Origin of the sequence: Lentzea sp. NBRC 102530 (genome assembly GCF_030269365.1) — a bacterium.
Lineage (GTDB): Bacteria > Actinomycetota > Actinomycetes > Mycobacteriales > Pseudonocardiaceae > Lentzea.
The window spans coordinates 317,470-334,516 of sequence record NZ_BSTF01000009.1 but is presented as its reverse complement, the minus strand read 5'-3'; the positions used below and the strand labels follow the sequence as shown (position 1 = coordinate 334,516).

At 71.9% G+C, this 17,047-nt stretch carries 7 protein-coding genes; 6 read left to right on the top strand and 1 reads right to left on the bottom strand.

Going from position 1 to position 17,047, the window contains the following annotated elements; genetic code table 11:
• Nucleotides 1-241 precede the first annotated feature (241 nt).
• Genes QSK25_RS25330 through QSK25_RS25315 form a run of 4 tightly spaced genes read left to right on the top strand, consistent with a single transcriptional unit; the run spans nt 242 to nt 10,264 of the window.
• Nucleotides 242-973 (top strand): thioesterase II family protein, encoded by a 732-nt coding sequence (locus tag QSK25_RS25330; RefSeq protein WP_285641807.1) that lies wholly within the window; start codon nt 242-244, stop codon nt 971-973.
• Nucleotides 970-8,274: a non-ribosomal peptide synthetase gene (locus QSK25_RS25325; RefSeq protein ID WP_285641805.1), complete on the top strand. Its 7,305-nt coding sequence runs from the start codon at nt 970-972 to the stop codon at nt 8,272-8,274. Before QSK25_RS25330 ends, QSK25_RS25325 begins: the two co-directional genes overlap by 4 nt.
• A complete protein-coding gene (locus QSK25_RS25320) occupies nt 8,271-9,263 on the top strand; it encodes an NAD-dependent epimerase/dehydratase family protein (protein WP_285641804.1) in 993 nt (330 codons plus the stop codon). Before QSK25_RS25325 ends, QSK25_RS25320 begins: the two co-directional genes overlap by 4 nt.
• Nucleotides 9,260-10,264: a Gfo/Idh/MocA family oxidoreductase gene (locus tag QSK25_RS25315; protein WP_285641802.1), complete on the top strand. Its 1,005-nt coding sequence runs from the start codon at nt 9,260-9,262 to the stop codon at nt 10,262-10,264. The genes QSK25_RS25320 and QSK25_RS25315 overlap by 4 nt, the downstream gene beginning before the upstream one ends.
• A gap of 4 nt (nt 10,265-10,268) precedes the next feature.
• Here the strand turns inward: QSK25_RS25315 and QSK25_RS25310 are convergent, their stop codons facing one another.
• Nucleotides 10,269-11,702 (bottom strand): class I SAM-dependent methyltransferase, encoded by a 1,434-nt coding sequence (locus tag QSK25_RS25310; protein WP_285641800.1) that lies wholly within the window; start codon nt 11,700-11,702, stop codon nt 10,269-10,271.
• A gap of 65 nt (nt 11,703-11,767) precedes the next feature.
• Between QSK25_RS25310 and QSK25_RS25305 the strand changes: the two genes are divergently transcribed.
• Both QSK25_RS25305 and QSK25_RS25300 read left to right on the top strand, forming a co-directional pair.
• The gene (locus QSK25_RS25305) at nt 11,768-12,466 is read left to right on the top strand and encodes a VOC family protein (RefSeq protein ID WP_285641798.1); all 699 of its coding nucleotides are present in this window, start codon (nt 11,768-11,770) and stop codon (nt 12,464-12,466) included.
• Nucleotides 12,463-17,043 carry a non-ribosomal peptide synthetase gene (locus QSK25_RS25300; protein WP_285641796.1) on the top strand — a complete coding sequence of 1,527 codons (4,581 nt, stop codon included), beginning with the start codon at nt 12,463-12,465 and terminating at the stop codon, nt 17,041-17,043. Before QSK25_RS25305 ends, QSK25_RS25300 begins: the two co-directional genes overlap by 4 nt.
• The last annotated feature ends 4 nt before the right edge of the window (nt 17,044-17,047 follow it).

Sequence of the window (17,047 nt, the reverse complement as noted above, 5' to 3'; positions counted from 1 at the left end):
CGGAGGTACTTCCACATGCTTATCCGAGCATGTGACGAATGGCGGAATGACGCCTAGAGTTGCCTCGTGAGCTGGGGATACATGTCGAAGTGCGCATCCGTTGGCGTGATACCCGCGAGTAACAGGCAGTGATTCACTGAAAGGGTTTCGCTGATTTCCGGACAGGGGGTTAGGGTGCCCTTGCTGTCTTGAACGCTGCTCTACGTCTGAAGCCTCCATCTCGAAGGGACGTGACCTCGTCGTGCTGTCCAGAACCGACGCGCGCTGGCTGCGCTGCCGGACCCCGCGCCCCGCCGCGCGCCTGCGACTCGTGTGCTTCCCGCACGCGGGCGGCGCGGCCAGCTTCTTCGGCTCCTGGTCGGGACTCGCGCCGGTAGACGTCGAGGTGCACGCCGTGCAGTACCCCGGCAGGGAGGACCGCATCGCCGACGCGGTCCCGACCGGCATGGACGAGCTCGTGGCCGGAGTGACCGCCGAGATCGCCGCCCTCTCGGGCACACCTCTCGTCCTCTTCGGGCACAGCATGGGCGCGCTCGTCGCGTACGAGGTCGCCCGGCAGCTGCCGGTGTCGGGACTGGTCGTGTCCGGCAGGCACGCACCGCACGAGCTGATCGGCGGCGACGTGCACCTGCGCGACGACGAGGGACTCGTCGCCGAGGTGCGGCGGGTCGGTGGTGCGGGCGCCGAGGTGCTCGCGTCCACCCCCGAGCTGTGGCCCGTGTTCCTCCCGGCGATCCGCGGCGACTACCGCGTCGAGGAGACCTACCGGCACGTGCCGGGGCCGCGGCTGTCGTGCCCGGTCACCGCGCTCGTCGGCGCGGACGACGGTGAGGTCACGGTTGAGCAGGCCGACCGCTGGAGCGACTACACCTGTGGCTCGTTCACCCGGCGTGTGTTGCCGGGCGACCACTTCTTCCCCGCCGAGCACGCCGCCGAGGTGCTCCGCGTCGTCATCGAGGAGAACGCGAAGTGACCACAGTGGACGTCCGCGCGGTGGTCGCCTCGGTGTTGGGAGTGCCGGCGGACCAGCTCGACGACGGAACGGACCTGATCGCGGGCGGCATGAGCTCGATCGCGATGATGCGCGTGGCGGGCAAGCTCAAGCGGGCCGGGATCGTGACGAGCTTCGCCGAACTGGCGGAACGGCCGACCGTCGGGGCTTGGTGCGCACTCGCCGCCGGGCGGGCGGAAGCTCCGGCGGCCGAGTCCGCTGTGGACGAAGGCGCGCCGTTCGAGCTCGACCCGTTGCAGCACGCGCTGTGGATCGGCCGTCGCGACGGCCAGGAACTGGGTGGGGTGGCCGCCCACTTCTACACCGAGTTCGACGGCGGCGCCCTGGACCCCGCCACGCTGGAGCGGGCCGCCCGCGCGGTCTTCGCCCGGCACGGCATGACCAGGGTCGCGGTCGACGACGCCGGACGTCAGCGCATCGCAGCCGAGACCTCGTGGCGCGGTCCCGAGGTGCACGACCTGCGCGACCTGGCCGAAGACGAACGGCAGCGCGAGCTCACCGAGGTGCGCACCCGGCTCTCCGAGCGCGTCATGGACGTCGCGGCGGGCGAGGTGTTCGACATCGGCCTGACCCTGATCGGCGACGACGCCACCCGCGTGCACGTGAACGTCGACATGGTCGCCGCGGACGCGATGAGCCTGCGCGTTCTCGTCGCCGATCTCGCCCGCGCGCTCGCCGGGGAGTCGTTGCCGCCCATCGGCTACAGCTTCCCGCGCTACCTCGCCGATCGGTCCCGCACCCGTGCCGGGACCGTCGCGGCCGACCGCGAGTGGTGGCTCGCGAGGCTCGCGGACCTGCCCGGCTCGCCCGCGCTGCCCGTCGAGTCCGGGCAGCACACCGGTACCGCCGGTGGCCGCCGCGAGCACTGGCTCGACGCCGCCGCGTGCGCGCGCCTGAAGGACCGCGCCGCGGCGGCGGGCCTCACCCTGCCCGTCGTGCTCGCGACGGCGTTCGCCGAGGTCGTCGGGGCGTGGAGCGCCGAACGCGACTTCCTGCTGAACGTCCCGGTGTTCGGCCGCGAGCCCCTGCACGACGAGGTGGACGACCTCGTCGGCGCCTTCTCCAGCTCGGTGCTGCTCGGCATGCGCACCGGCCTCGCCGAGCCGTTCACGACCGCGGCCCGCCGCGCCCAGGACGAGCTGCGCGAGGCAGCGGGGCACGCCGCCTTCACCGGCGTCGACGTCCTGCGCGAACTCACCAGGGCGAACCACGGCGAGCAGGTGCTCGCGCCGGTGGTGTTCTCCAGCACGCTCGACTTCGGCGAGCTGTTCGGCCCGCAGGTGCGGGACCGGGTCGGCCGCCCGGTGTGGATGATCTCGCAGGGGCCGCAGGTGTGGCTCGACGCGCAGGTCACCGAGCACGACGGCGGTGTGCTGCTCAGCTGGGACGCCCGCGAGCAGCTGTTCGCCCCTGGCGTGCTGGACGCGATGTTCGGCGCGTTCACCGCGCTGGTGGACCGCCTCGCGGCGGGAGAGGGCTGGGAGACCGGGATCGGCGGCCTGCTGCCGGTGGACCAGCGCGCGGTCCGCGAACTCGTCAACGCGACCGACGGCCCGGCGCCGAGCCGTCCCCTGCACGAACGGTTCTTCGCGCTTGCCGACGCCGAGCCCGACCGGATCGCGCTGGTCTGGGGCGACGACGCGACCATGACCTACGGCGAGCTGGCCCGCCGCGCCCGCCAGCTGGTGACCCTGTTGCGCGCCAATGGGATCGAGCCCGGCGACGCGGTCGGGATCACCCTGCCCAAGGGGCCGGACCAGGTGATCGCCGTGCTTGGCGTGCTCGGTGCCGGCGCGTACTACGTTCCGTCCGGTGTGGACGTCCCGGCCGCACGCAGGGCCGCCGTGCACGAGTCGGCGGGAGCGCGGATCGTGCTCGCCGACGACGCCGTGGCCAAGTCCGTCCAGCACGAGCCGGCGATCGACCTCGAGGTCGTGGACGGCGAGGACGTGATGTACGTGATCTTCACTTCCGGCTCGACCGGCGTCCCCAAGGGCGTCGAGGTGCCGCACCGCGCCGCCGCGAACACGATCGAGGCCGTCAACGACCACTTCGGCGTGACCTCCGATGACCGCACCATCGCACTGTCCGCTTTGGACTTCGACCTCTCCGTCTACGACCTGTTCGCCTTCCTGGGCTTCGGCGGCAGCGTCGTCCTGCTGGACGAGGACCAGCGCCGCGACGCGCACGCGTGGGCACATCTGGTGCGGCGCTGGGACGTCAGCGTCGTGAGCGCGGTACCTGCCCTGCTCGACATGTTGATCGTCGCAGGGCAGGGTCGGGGTCTCGGCGACGCGCTGTGGCTGGTCATGCTCGGCGGTGACTGGGTGACCGTCGACCTGCCCACGCGCCTGCGCGAGCTGCGACCGGGCTGCCGGTTCGCGGGTCTCGGCGGCATGACCGAGGCCGCCATCCACGTGACGATCTGCGAGGTCGGCGAGGTCGACCCGCGCTGGCGGACCGTCCCGTACGGAAAGCCGTTCCGCAACACCCGGTACCGGGTGGTCGACTCGCGCGGCCACGACTGCCCCGACTGGGTGCCCGGCGAGCTGTGGGTGTCCGGTACCGGCGTCGCGCTCGGCTACCAGCACGACCCGGACCGCACCGCCGAGAAGTTCGTCGAGCAGGACGGCCGCCGCTGGTACCGCACTGGCGACGGCGCCCGCTGCTGGCCGGACGGCACCGTCGAGTTCCTCGGCCGCACCGACCACCAGGTCAAGATCCGCGGGCACCGCATCGAACTGGGCGAGATCGACGCGGCGCTCACCGCGTTCCCCGGTGTCGCGCAGGGCGTCGCGTTGGTGACGCCGGAACGCCGCATCGCCGCAGTTGTCACCACGAGCGTGCCGGAGGAGATCGCCGACCCCTTCCTGGCCCACCTGCTCGACCAGGTGCCGGATGCCGACGTAACGTGGCGTGACCGGGTCGCGGACGCGCCCTCGTGGAGCACACTCCGGTGGACGCGCGCGGGCGACCCGCTCGTGCACCGGCTCGCCGGACGTACCGACGAACTGGTCGCGCTGTTGGAGTCCGGCACCGACCCGGAACCGCTGTTGGCCGACCTCGACGAGCAGGCGTTGGTGGGCTCGCTCGCGGAACGGCTGCCGTCGGTCATGGTGCCCGACCACGTCGTGGTGCTGCCGTCGCTGCCGTTGACCCGCAACGGGAAGGTCGACCGCGCGGCGATCGCCCGGACCGTCGCCGAACTGGCCACGGAGGATCTCGCGCTGACCCCACCGGTCGGAGCGGTCGAGGAGACCGTCGCCGCGGTCTGGTCGGATCTGCTCGGCGTGCCGGTGACCGGTCGCGAGCAGAACTTCTTCCAGCTCGGCGGCGACTCGCTGCTCGCCACCCGGCTCGTCGGCAGGCTCGCCGCGGCGGGACTCGCGGACGTGGCGCTCGCGAAGCTCTTCGGCAACCCGGTGCTGGCCGACTTCGCCGCCACGCTCACGACCGGCGAGACCGCCGTGCTCGCCCCGGTCGTGGCCGACCCGGCCCACCGGTTCGAGCCGTTCCCGCCGACCGACGTGCAGCGCGCGTACTGGGTCGGCCGCGGTGACGGGTTCACCCTCGGCGGCGTCGGCAGTCACTTCTACCGCGAGTACGCGGTCGCCGATCTCGACGTGGCACGGCTGGAAGCGGCCGTCGACGCGTTGGTGGCGCGGCACGACATGTTGCGCGTCGTGTTCCTCGACGACGGCAGCCAGCAGGTGCTGGAGCACGTGCCGCCGTTCCGGGTCCAGCTCGCCGACGACCCGCGCGAGGCCTGGTCGCACCACGTGTTCGACCCGTCGGCGTGGCCGTTGTTCTCAGTCACGGTTGGCGCCGGCGTGCTCGCGATCGGCACGGACAACCTGGTGTTCGACGCACTGAGCGTGCTGACGTTCTACTCGGAACTCGGTGCGCTGTACGAGAACCCGGCCGCCGAACTGCCCCCGGTCGGTCTGACGTTCCGCGACTACCTGCTCGGCCCGGAGCGGGACACCACCGCGGCGACCGAGTACTGGCACCGGATCTCCCGCGAACTGCCGCCGGGACCACGCCTGCCGCTCGCCCTCGACCCGGCCTCGATCACCACGCCTCGGTTCGCCCGGCGTTCCGCCCTGGTGCCCGCCGCGCAGTGGCAGGCGATCACCGCGCGCGTCCGGGAACACGGCCTCACGCCCTCTGCGGTGCTGCTGACCGCGTTCGCCGAGGTGCTGGGCCGCTGGAGCGCGCAGCCGGACCTCACGGTGAACGTGACGCTGTTCGATCGGCGCGAGGTGCATCCCGACATCCACAACGTGATCGGCGACTTCACGTCGCTGCTGCTCGTCGACCACCGGCCGGAGGCGGGGGAGCCGTGGCTCGCCGGCGCGCGCCGCCTGCAACGCCGCATGTGGGACGCGCTCGACCACCGCGAGGTGTCGGCGGTGAAGGTGCTGCGGTCGATGGCCAGGGACAGCGGCGTCGCCGAGGTGACGATGCCGGTGGTGTTCACCAGCGCCCTCGGACTGCCCGCACGCGCCAACCCGTTGCTGACCGAGCAGGTGCACGGCATCTCGCAGACCCCGCAGGTCTGGCTCGACCACCAGGTGTCCGAAGTGGACGGCGGCGTCGAGCTGGTGTGGGACGCGGTCGAGGGCCTGTTCCCCGACGGGCTGGTGGACGCGATGTTCGAGGCCTACCGGACACTCGTCGGCTGGCTCGCGGCGGAGGACTGGACCGCGACCGCCCCCGATCTGCTCCCGGCGGCCCAACGGGAACGACGCACGCTTGTCAACGCCACCACCGACGTGCTGCCGGACGTGACGCTGCACGACGGGTTCTTCCGGCACGCGCGGGAGAACCCGGGCCGGCCCGCGTTGCTGGGCACCGAGGTCGTGACCTACGGCGAACTGGCCGACCGGGCGTTGCGGGTGGCCGCCGCGCTCGACGTCGAGCCCGGCGAACCGGTCGCGGTCACCCTGCCCAAGGGAGCGGAGCAGATCGTCGCGGTCCTGGGCGTGCTGGCGGCGGGCGGTGCGTACGTGCCGATCGGTGTCGACCAGCCGCAGGCCCGGCGCGAGCGGATCCACGCGCTGGCAGGCGTTCGCACGGCCGTCACACCCAAGTTCGTGGCGCGGGCGCAGTCGCTCGCACCGGCCGAACCGGTGTTCGGCGACCCGGACCGGCTCGCGTACGTGATCTTCACGTCCGGGTCGACCGGGGAACCGAAGGGCGTGGAGATCACCCACCGCGCGGCCATGAACACGATCGTCGACGTGTCGGAGCGCTACGAGGTCGGACCGGATGACCGGGGCCTCGCGGTGTCGGCGCTGGACTTCGACCTGTCCGTGTACGACTTGTTCGGCCTGCTGTCAGCCGGTGGCGCGCTCGTGCTCGTGGAGGAGGACGCCCGCCGCGACGCCCGCCGCTGGCACGAACTGGTCGTCGAGCACGGCGTCACGGTCTGGAACACGGTGCCCGCGCTACTGGACATGCTGCTCGTGGTGGCCGGGCCGCTGCCGCTGCGGGTCGTGCTGGTGTCCGGTGACTGGGTGGGCCTCGACCTGCCGGACAGGCTCGCGCAGGTCGCGCCGGACTGCCGGTTCACCGCGCTCGGCGGTGCCACCGAGGCGTCGATCTGGTCGAACTTCTTCGAGGTGGACGCGGTCGACCCCGCCTGGCCGTCCATTCCGTACGGCTACCCGCTGCGCAACCAGCGGTTCCGGGTCGTGGACGCGTTCGGCCGGGATTGCCCGGACTGGGTCGAGGGCGAGCTGTGGATCGGCGGCGCGGGCGTCGCGCGCGGCTACCGGGGCGCGCCGGAGCGGACGGCCGCGCAGTTCGCTGGCGGCTGGTACCGCACGGGTGACCTCGGCCGCTACTGGCCGTGCGGCACGCTGGAGTTCCTCGGACGCCGCGACCAGCAGGTGAAGATCCGCGGCCACCGCATCGAACTCGGCGAGGTAGAGGCCGCCCTGTCGTCGGCACCGGGAGTGGGCCAGGCCGTGGCGTCGGTGGTGGAGGGCTCGCTGGTCGCCGCCGTCGTGCCGGCCGCCCTGCCCGCTGCCGTCGCGGCCGGTGGTCACGACGGTCCTGCTCCCGACCACGGCGCCGAGACCGTCGTCGTGGCACCACTGCTGACCGAACTGCTCAAAGGCGAGATCGCCGCGGAACACGAACCCACCGCGCGGGTGTGGCGAGCCTGGCTCTCCGGCCCTGCCCGGCAGGACCTGGCCGCGCGGGTGTGGCGCCCGATGCCGTTCTCCGCGCGGGAGGACGCCGTCGGCCGATCGGTGCTGCGCGCCCGCGAGCTGGTCGATCTCTACCGCGACGTCCTCGCCGGTCGGACTCCCGCCACGGCGTTGCTGGACGAGCCGTTGCTCGCTCCGGCGTCGATCGTGGCCTCCGCCGCGCGGGAAGCCCTGTCCGTGGTGCGTGCGGAGATCGCCGGCTTGACCGGCGCCGTGGCGGTGTGGGGCGTGCCGGCCGATCTCGGCCGCGAAGTGACCACTGTGGACGGTCTGGTCGAGGCGGTGCCCGAGTCCTTGCGCGGCCGGTTCGACGTGGTGGTCGCCAACAACGTGCTGCACCGGTATCCCGACGTGCGGCGCGGTGTGGCCGTCGCGGCGCTGCTGTGCGCGCCAGGAGGCCGGGTGATCGTCGTGGAACCTGAGGAGCTCGCGCCGATCGGGTTGCTGACCGCCGCCGTCCTGGAGCATGGCTTCACCGCACTGGACCCGGCCCGCAGGGACGCGGGCTCTCCGATGCTGCCCGCACGCCGCTGGGCGGAGGAGCTCGCGTCGTTCGGCCTGACCGGCGCCACCCACCGGCCGGCGGGCAACGGTCTTGCGGTCATCACGGCGACGGTGCCCGAGTCGGTGCTGGTGCTCGATCTCGCCGCCGTGCGGGCCCACGCCGCCACCCGCGTACCGGACCACATGGTGCCGGAACGCGTCGAGGTGCTGCCGTGGATTTCGTTGAGCCCCAACGGGAAGGTCGACCGCCGCGCTCTCGGCGGGCTCCGAGGGGAGGACTCGGGCGAGGCGCCACGCGGCCACTTCGAGGTACTGGTCGCGTCGCTGTGGGCGGAACTGCTCGGCGTGCCGGTGACCGGACGTGCACAGAGCTTCTTCGTGCTCGGCGGCGACTCGTTGCTCGCGACCCGGTTCATCCAGCAGGTCGAACAACGGCACGGTGTCGTGCTGCCGCTGCGCAAGCTCTTCGCCGGACCGACGGTCGCGCAGGCCGCCGCGCTGTTCGCCGAAGCCGCCGACACCGAGGAGGGCGAGCTGTGATCGCACTGCTGGGAGCCACCGGTGCGGTGGGCAGCCGGGTGCTGCACGACCTGCGCGCCTGCGGGCTGGAGGTGCGGGCGGGCAGCAGGACGACCGGGGTCGACCTGAGGGACCGGCCGGCACTCGAGGAGTTCGTCGCGGGGGCACGGTTGGTGGTGAACTGCGCCGGGCCGTCGCACGACACGTCCGCGCACGTGGCTTCGGTGGCGTTGCGGGCAGGTGCCGATCACGTGGACGCCGGCGGTGACAGGGTGCGGCTCGGGGGACCCGGTGTCGTTGCACCCGGTCGCGTCGCGATCTTCGCCGCCGGCGCCACCCCCGGCCTCTCCGGCCTCCTCCCTCGCTACCTGGCCAGGGGCTTCGGCGAGGTGCGGACGCTCACCTCCTACTCGGGCGTGCTGGACAGGTTCAGCCCCGCCGGCGCCGACGACTTCCTGCACGGGACCGCCGAAGCGGGCGCGGCCTGGCGCAACGGGCGGCGGGCCGCCCACGCCGCCACCAGGACGCGGGACGTCGAGCTGCCGCACCTGTCCCGTCCCGTCGTGGCGCTGCCGTTCCTCGACGAGGAGAACGTTGCCGCGGCGAAGGAAATATCCCTCGCAGACGGAACTTGGTACACGTTCGTCGAGAACGGGTACCTACTTGCGGCCCTGGACCGCGTTCCGGGCCTCGACCGCGAGGACGCCGTCCGCTCCCTCTGCGGGGCGGCCGCACTCGATGTCGCCGGGCGCACCCCGTACGCCGCGCTGTACGTCCAGATCGACGGCCCCGCCGGCACTCGGACTGCGATCGCCCGTGCCGAGTCCGCTGCCGAGATGACGGCGTCGGTGACCGTGCAGGCGGCCCTCGCCGTGCTGCGCGGTCAGGTTCGTCCCGGCGCGCACACCGCCGCCGAGGTGCTGGACCCGGCCGTCGTCACCGAACTCGGCGTCGTGGTCGAGGACCGGCCGATCTCGGAGCTGATCGCCGTCGAGGAGGGGGCGCTGTGACCCGCGTGGTGGTGTGCGGCACCACGTTCGGGCAGTCCTACCTCGCCGCCGTCGCCGCGCTGCCGGGCTTCCAGCTCGCAGGGATCCTCGGCACCGGCAGCGAACGCTCCGCGAAGACCGCCGCCCGGCTCGGCGTTCCACTGTGGACTGAAGTGTCCGACGTGACCGGCGTCGACGTCGCGTGCGTCGTGGTCCGGTCCTCGGCGATGGGCGGGCCCGGCAGCGAACTGGCCAGGGAGTTGCTGACCAGAGGCATCCACGTGGTGCAGGAGCAGCCGATCCACCACGACGACCTGGTGGAGAGCCTGAAGGTGGCACGGCGGCACGGCGTCCGGTTCCGGATGGGCGACCTGTACGCGCAGCTGCCCGCCGTGCGGGCGTGGGCGGGGGCAGTCCGTGAGGTCGCGCAGAAGCCCGTGTACCTGGAGGCGTCCTGCGCGGTCCAGGTGTCGTTCCCGCTGCTGCACGTGCTGGGTGAGGCGCTCGGCACGATCCGGCCGTGGCGGTTCGCGAAGGTCGCGACCAGCGGGCCGTTCACCGTCGTCACCGGCGAGATCGGCGGTGTGCCGCTCGTGCTGCGCGTGCAGAACGAGATCGCGCCGGACGATCCCGACAACCACATGCACCTGCTGACGCGGGCCACCATCGGGTTCGACGGCGGCGGCCTCGCGCTGCACGACGCGCACGGTCCCGTCTCGTGGACACCGCGCCTGCACGTCCCGCCGGAAGCGCGGACGTCGTTCGACTTCGGCGCCACGCACCTGGACGAGGGCACGTCGGTGCTCAGCGGTTCGGGCACCTATCGCGACTTCCTGGAAACCGTTCTGCCGCAGGCGATCGGCCGCGATCTCGTGGCCCTCGGCACCGAACGCCCTGAGCAGTACCACCTCGCGCTGTGCCAGATGTGGCGCGACCTGACGGGCGAACTGGGCTACGCGTCGATGTTGTACGACGTGGCGCATCGCCCGGCGCCCGCGCCGGGGAGGCCGGGCGATGCGTAGGTCGTCAGCGGCGAGCCATGAACAGGTACTGCGACATCGGCGCCAGCGGGTGGTCGTCGCCGGGTGTCACGTGCACCCGCGTGAAGCCCGCACCCTCCAGCGCGTCCAGCCACTGAGCGCGGGACAGGAACGTCGTGCCGGACCGCAGCCGGGCGTCCTCGGCGGCGGTCATCATGAACGCCTGCGACACCAGGATCTCCAGGTACTCGCGGGTCGGTTCGATCACCAGCAGCCAGCCGCCCGGCACCAGCAGTTCGCGGATCCGGCGCAGCGTCGCGTCAGTGTCGCGGGCGTTGTTCAGCGCCCCGGCCACGATCACGACGTCTGCGCTGCCTGCCGCGAAGCCCTGCTCGCGGTTGTCCTTGTCCGCGTCGTAGACGTCGTAACGCACGAAGTCGTGGTGCGCGAAGCGTTCCCGTGCGGTGGTGAGGAAGAACGACGACACGTCGGTGAACAGGTAGTCGATCTCCCGGCCCGCCACCGCCTCGAACACGACCTCGCTCGTCGCGCCGGTGCCCGCGCCGATCTCCAGGACCCGCAACGGTTCGCCGAGTTCGCGCACGGCCGCGGCGACGGCGGCGTTGAGGTGCCGGGCGACGGCCGTGTGCCGGTACAGCGCGTCGGCGACGTCCGTGCGGCCCTGCGGGAACAGCAGCAGCGCGGCCTGTTCGGTGCCGGCCAGCAGGCCGGGCAGGTGGTCCGCGTTGAGGCGGAAGTAGTCCACGACGGCCGCGTCGCCGAGCCCGTCGACCCAGAGCGCGCGGGCGCGCTCCCACTTCTCGTCCACAGTGGATCTGACCACCGGTGTCGCACCCAGCACGCGGGACTCGTCGCGCTGGAGCACTCCCCGTTCGGTGAGGGCGGTGAGCCAGCGCTCCACGACGGCGTGGTGCCGTTCGGCCACCCTCGCGGCCGCGAGCACCTCGGCGACCTCGTGACCGGCGGAGGGCGACGTCAGCACGTCGTGCTGCTGCAAGGTGAACAGCATCGACGACAGCACCGCGTCGTCCAGCCGCGCGACGAACTCGGCGGTGTGCTCCCGCGTCAACCCTACCGGCTGCACGGACTCGACGGCGGCGACCACGGCGTCGTGCGCGTCGTCCGGGTCGAGGTCGAGCCGCAGAACTGGGACTTCGCCGAACTCGGCGGGCCCGCCGACGTGCAGCACCAGGCGCAGTGCCGACAGATCGGTGAAGTCCGCCGTGGGCTCGGCCGCCAGCGCGGTCACGCGAGCAGACTCCAGCACGGCGTGGGTGGCCCCGCTGCGCTCCAGGGCGGCGAGCGTGCGAGCGGGGTGCGCGGCCGGGTCGTCGAACACGACGCGCGCACCGTTGAGTTCCGCTGCTGCGGCGGCGTCACCGCCTGGACCCGTTTCCCCGATTCCGATGAGAACGACCTCGGCGTTGCCGAGCAGATCACGCCACGAATCAATCTTCACGGCGCGAGCATAACCATTCAAGTGTCGCTCGCGCAATCACTTCTAGCAGTTCAAGTGGGGTTAAGATGCTGAGGTGCAGCCATGTTCTGTGCCGGATCAAGAATGTTCGGGAAACCGTCGAGGAGTTGACCGGACTCGGTTTTTCCGTGGCTTGGGGAAGTGTTCCGGGGAAAGCGCACAACGCGCTCGTGTGGTTTCCGGAAGGCCCATTCCTGGAGTTCTTCACCTTCCCGTCCGCGTTGCGCGTGCTGCGCTGGCCGGTGGCGGCGCGGTTCGGCCGGGGCATGGGGGACAGGTTCGCGCGGTGGGCTCGCGCGGACGGCGGCTGGCGCGACGTCGCACTGGAGACCGACGACCTCGACCTGACCGCCACCCGTGAGCGGCTCACCGCCTCTGGCCTGGCCATCTCGCGGATCTTCCGCAACGGCCGCTCCCGCCCGGACGGCGAGCGCGTCCGTTACCAGTTCATGTCGCCACGGCCCGCGGTGCTGCCGTTCGTCGTGTCCTCCTACGACCCGCCCCAGCGCCCGGACGGCATCGCGCATCCCAACGGCGCCACCGGTGTCGAGGCCGTGCACTACGGCCTCCGTCCCGAGCACCGGGCCGACTACGACCGGCTGGTCGGGCAGGACCGGTGGCTGCGTCCCCGGCCGGCCACGACCACCGGCGTGCTGGACGTCGAACTCGCCGGCCTGACCACGCCCCTCACCCTCACCAGCGGCCTGCGCCTCGTCCCCGCCCGACCCAAGGAGCCCCAGCTGTGACCAGCCAGGAGACAACAGACCTCGTCGCCACACTCAGCAGGGCCGGCGTCACCCTCTGGGCCGAGGACGACAAACTGCGCTACCGCGCGCCGAAGGGCGTGCTCACCGGAGACCTGCTGGAGCAGCTCAAGGCGGGCAAGGAGGCCGTGCTGGACCTCCTGCGCGCCGAGCACGTCGAGCTCGCCGCCGATGACGAGGGCCGGTTCGAGCCGTTCCCGCTCACCGACGTGCAGACCGCGTACCTGCTGGGCCGCAACGACGCGTTCGGTTTCGGCGGTGTCGCCTGCCACGTCTACGTCGAGGTCAGCTACCCGACGCTCGACGCCGACCGGCTCACGGCCGCGTGGAACAGGCTGATCGCGCGGCACGACATGCTCCGCGCGGTGATCTCCGCCGACGGCTACCAGCGCGTGTTGCCCGAGGTGCCGCACTACGACATCGCCGTCACCGACCTCACCGGCGCGGACGCCGACGTCGTCGAGAAGGCGCTGGACGACGTGCGCACCGAGTTGGGGCACCACGTGTACGACCCGGCGCGGTGGCCGTTGTTCGACCTGCGGGCCACCCGCACCGGCGACCACGCGGTGCTGCACGTGTCGCTCGACTTCCTGATCGCCGACTGGGCGAGCATCGCGCTCGTGCTCGGCGAGCTGGAAGCGCTACACCACAACCCCGATCAGGAACTGCCCGAACTGGGCCTGCGGTTCCGCGACTACCTGCTCACCGAGCTGCGCCTGCGCGAAACCAGCCGCTACCAACGGGATCGCGACTACTGGACCGAACGCCTCGACACCCTGCCGCCCGCGCCGGACCTGCCGCTCGACCGCCGTGAGCAGCCGCCTGCCTTCTCCCGCAGGCAACTCCGGCTCGACGAGTTCGAGTGGGCCGCGCTCACCGCCCGCACACAGACCCGCGGGCTCACCCCGTCCTCCGCCGTGCTCTCCGCCTACGCCGCAGTGATCGCGCGCTGGGCCGCCTCGCCGCGGTTCAGCCTCAACCTGACTGTGCTCAACCGCCTCGACTTGCACCCGAGGGTGCACGACGTGGTCGGCGACTTCACCTCGGTGAACCTGCTGGAGGTCGACTGGACCGGCGGCTCGTTCACCGACCGCGCGCGGGCCGTGGCCGACCGCCTGTTCGCCGACCTCGACCACCGGCTGCACTCCGGCGTCGAGGTGATCCGCGAACTCGCCCGCCGCCGCGGCCGCGAAGAGGCGTTGATGCCCATCGTGTTCACCAGCGCGATCGGAATCGGCGGCGGAGCGCCCACCGCCGCCCGGTTCGACGGATTCGGCATCACCCAGACCCCGCAGGTGTTCATCGACTGCCAGGCCATGGACGACGCGGGAGGCCTGCGGATCAACTGGGACGTCCGCGCCGGCGTGTTCCCGGACGGACTGGTGAACGACATGTTCGCCGCGTTCGAAACGCTGCTGCGCGGCCTGGCCACGAGCGACGAACCGTGGGACGCGGACCGGCCGGTCTCCCTGCCGGAGTGGCAGGCCGGCGAACGCGCCGAGGCCAACGCGACCGCCACCGAACTGCCGGACTTCCTGCTGCACCAACCGGTGTTCGAGCAGGCCGAACGCACCCCCGACCGTCCCGCCGTCGTGGACCGCCGCGGCACCACGACCTACCGCGAACTGGCCGGCCGGGCCGGTGCGGTCGCGAAGGCGTTGGCGGGCATGAAGCCCGGCGCGCCGGTCGCGATCGTGATGGACAAGGGCGCCGAACAGGTCACCGCCGCATTGGGCGTGCTGCTCGCCGGCGGTGTCTACGTGCCGATCGACACGCTGCAACCGCCGTTGCGCCGTGCAGCGATCCTGCGCGACGCGGGCGTCGAGCGGGTGCTGACCCAGTCGTGGGTCGGCGAGGGCATCGCCGTCGACGAACTCGAACCGGTGCACGACTTCGAGGTCCCCGCGGGCGATCCGGACCAGCCCGCGTACGTGATCCACACCTCCGGCTCGACCGGGAAGCCGAAGGGCGTGGTGATCAGCCATCGGGCCGCCGCGAACACCATTGTGGATGTGCACCGGCGCTTCGGCGTGACGGGCTTCGACCGCGTGCTCGGCGTCGCGAACCTCGGGTTCGACCTGTCGGTGTACGACGTCTTCGGCCCGCTCGCCCTCGGCGGCACGCTGGTGCTGCCCGACCCGGACCGCCGAGCGGACCCGTCGCACTGGGCCGACCTGGTCGCCGAGCACGGCGTCACCCTGTGGAACTCCGTGCCCGCCTTGATGCAGATGCTCGTCGCCTACCTCGACGGCGAGGCGATGGACCTGCCGACGTTGCGCCTCGGCCTGCTGTCGGGCGACTGGATTCCGACGACGCTGCCCGCCGAGGTCTCGGCACGGCTGCCGGGGCTGGAGCTGATCAGCCTGGGCGGTGCCACCGAGGCGTCGATCTGGTCGAACTTCCACCGGATCGACGGCGTTCCCGAGGGCTGGCACAGCATTCCGTACGGCAAGCCGCTCGCGAACCAGGGCTTCCGGGTGCTGGACTCGTCCCTCCAGGACTGTCCGGTGTGGACGACCGGCGACCTGTACATCACGGGGGCCGGTCTCGCCCAGGGCTACCTGGGAGACGAGGAGACGACGGCACACCGGTTCTTCGCCCACCCCGTCGACGGGCAGCGGCTGTACCGGACCGGCGATCTCGCGCGCTACCGGCCCGGCGGCGACGTCGAGTTCCTCGGCCGCGCGGACACCCAGGTGAAGGTGCGCGGGCACCGGGTGGAACTGGGCGAGATCGAGGCGGCGCTGCTGGAACACCCCGCAGTCGCGGGCGCCGGCGTGGTGCTGGAGGACGGCGCGCTGTTCGCCGTCGTCGAGTCTGCCCGCGTCGAACCTGTGCCGGTCGACGAGAAGTTCGTCGCGCTGGTCTCGAAGTCCGGCCGAATCCCGGTCGCGCTGGCGCACCGGGTCGCGGTGCGGGCGGACCGGCCGATCCGCGTGCTGGCGCAGATCGAGGTGGACGGGCTTGCCGACGTGCTCGCCGGGTTCGACGCAGAACTGCTGACCGTCGACACAGGGATCGACTACCGCGCCCAGGGTTTCGCCCCCAACACGGTGGACGTCGTGATCACCGCGGAGCCCCACGAGGTGTTCACCGAACTACTCGCGCCGGGCGGCTGGCTGGTCCTGACCAGTGCGACACTGCAGGACGCCGAGCTGCCAGGAGCCCGCAGGGTGAAGACCGACCGCGCGGTCGTCACGCCCGACGAGCTGGCCGCGTTCCTGCGTGAACGCCTGCCGGAGCACATGATCCCGGCCGGGCTGCAGGTCGTCGACGCACTGCCGCTCACGTCGAACGGCAAGCTCGACCGGCGCACCCTCGCCGGATGGCGGCCGGTCACCGCGTCCGCCGACGAGTGCGAGGCACCCGCCGACGCGCTGGAGGAGGCGCTGAGCGCGGTGTGGGCGGAGGCGCTGCGGCTGCCGTCCATCGGGCGCAGGGACGACTTCTTCGTGAAGGGCGCCGACTCACTGATCATGGCCCGCACCGCCGGAAAGCTGCGCGAACAGCTGTCCGAGGCCGCTCCGGTGCCGTTCGACACGTTGCTGCGGCAGATGCTCAACGAACCGACTATCGCGGCGCTGGCGGCGTTCCTGAAGGCCAAGGCGCAGCCGGAGTCCGTGGTCACCACCGGCAGCAACGCCGCCTTGGTGCCGTTCAGCACCGGCGACGGCCCGGTGCGGGTGCTGTTCCATGCGGGCCTCGGCACGATGGAGTGCTTCCGGCCGCTCGCGGCGGAGATGGTCGAGCAGGACCTCGGGCCCGTGCTCGGCGTCGCCATCGCCGACACCGAGATCTACCGCGCGATCGACCCGTCCGACGTGGTCGGCAGGCTCGCCGATGACTACACCGACCGGCTGATCGCCGCCGGGCACACCCGGTTCCAGCTCGTCGGCTACTGCCTCGGCGGCATGTTCGCCACCGAGGTCGCGCGCCGACTCGGCGAACGCGGTGTCGAGGTGGACGACCTCGTGCTGGTGAGCAGCCACCTGGTGTCGTTCGACATCCAGGACGACCTGATGTTCGAGACGTTGTTCGTGCCGAACCTCGGCGTCGCGATGGACCAGCTCGGGCTCGGGGCGATCGACCCGCGGACCGTGGCCGAGGCCTTCCCCGCACTGGTGCGTGACAACGGCGGCAGCGTGCCTGAGGGCGCACTGGCGCGGCTGCCCGGCGAGTCCGGCGAGTTCTACGCGCGGCTCGGCGCGCTGGCGCAGGAGGACAGGTTCGCGCTGTACGCCGAGACGGCGTCGCGGGCGAAGGGCCAGGAGGTCGTGGCGGAACTGGCGCTGGGCATGTTCCGGGTGTTCAAGCACAGCTTCCAGTCCGCGCGGTTCGTGCCGCCCGCCTACTTCGGCGACATGCGGTTCCTGGTTCCCACCGGCCCGTCCACGTTCGCGCCCGGCCTCACCGAGCAGATGCTCCAGTTCTGGCGGGACGTCTGCCTGGGCGACTTCACCGTGTCCGAAGTGGACGGAAACCACTTCTCCTGCATGGAACCACCCCTCGTTCGCCAGGTCGCGGACGGCATCGCGGCGCCGCTGCGGGAAGGAAAGTAGAACC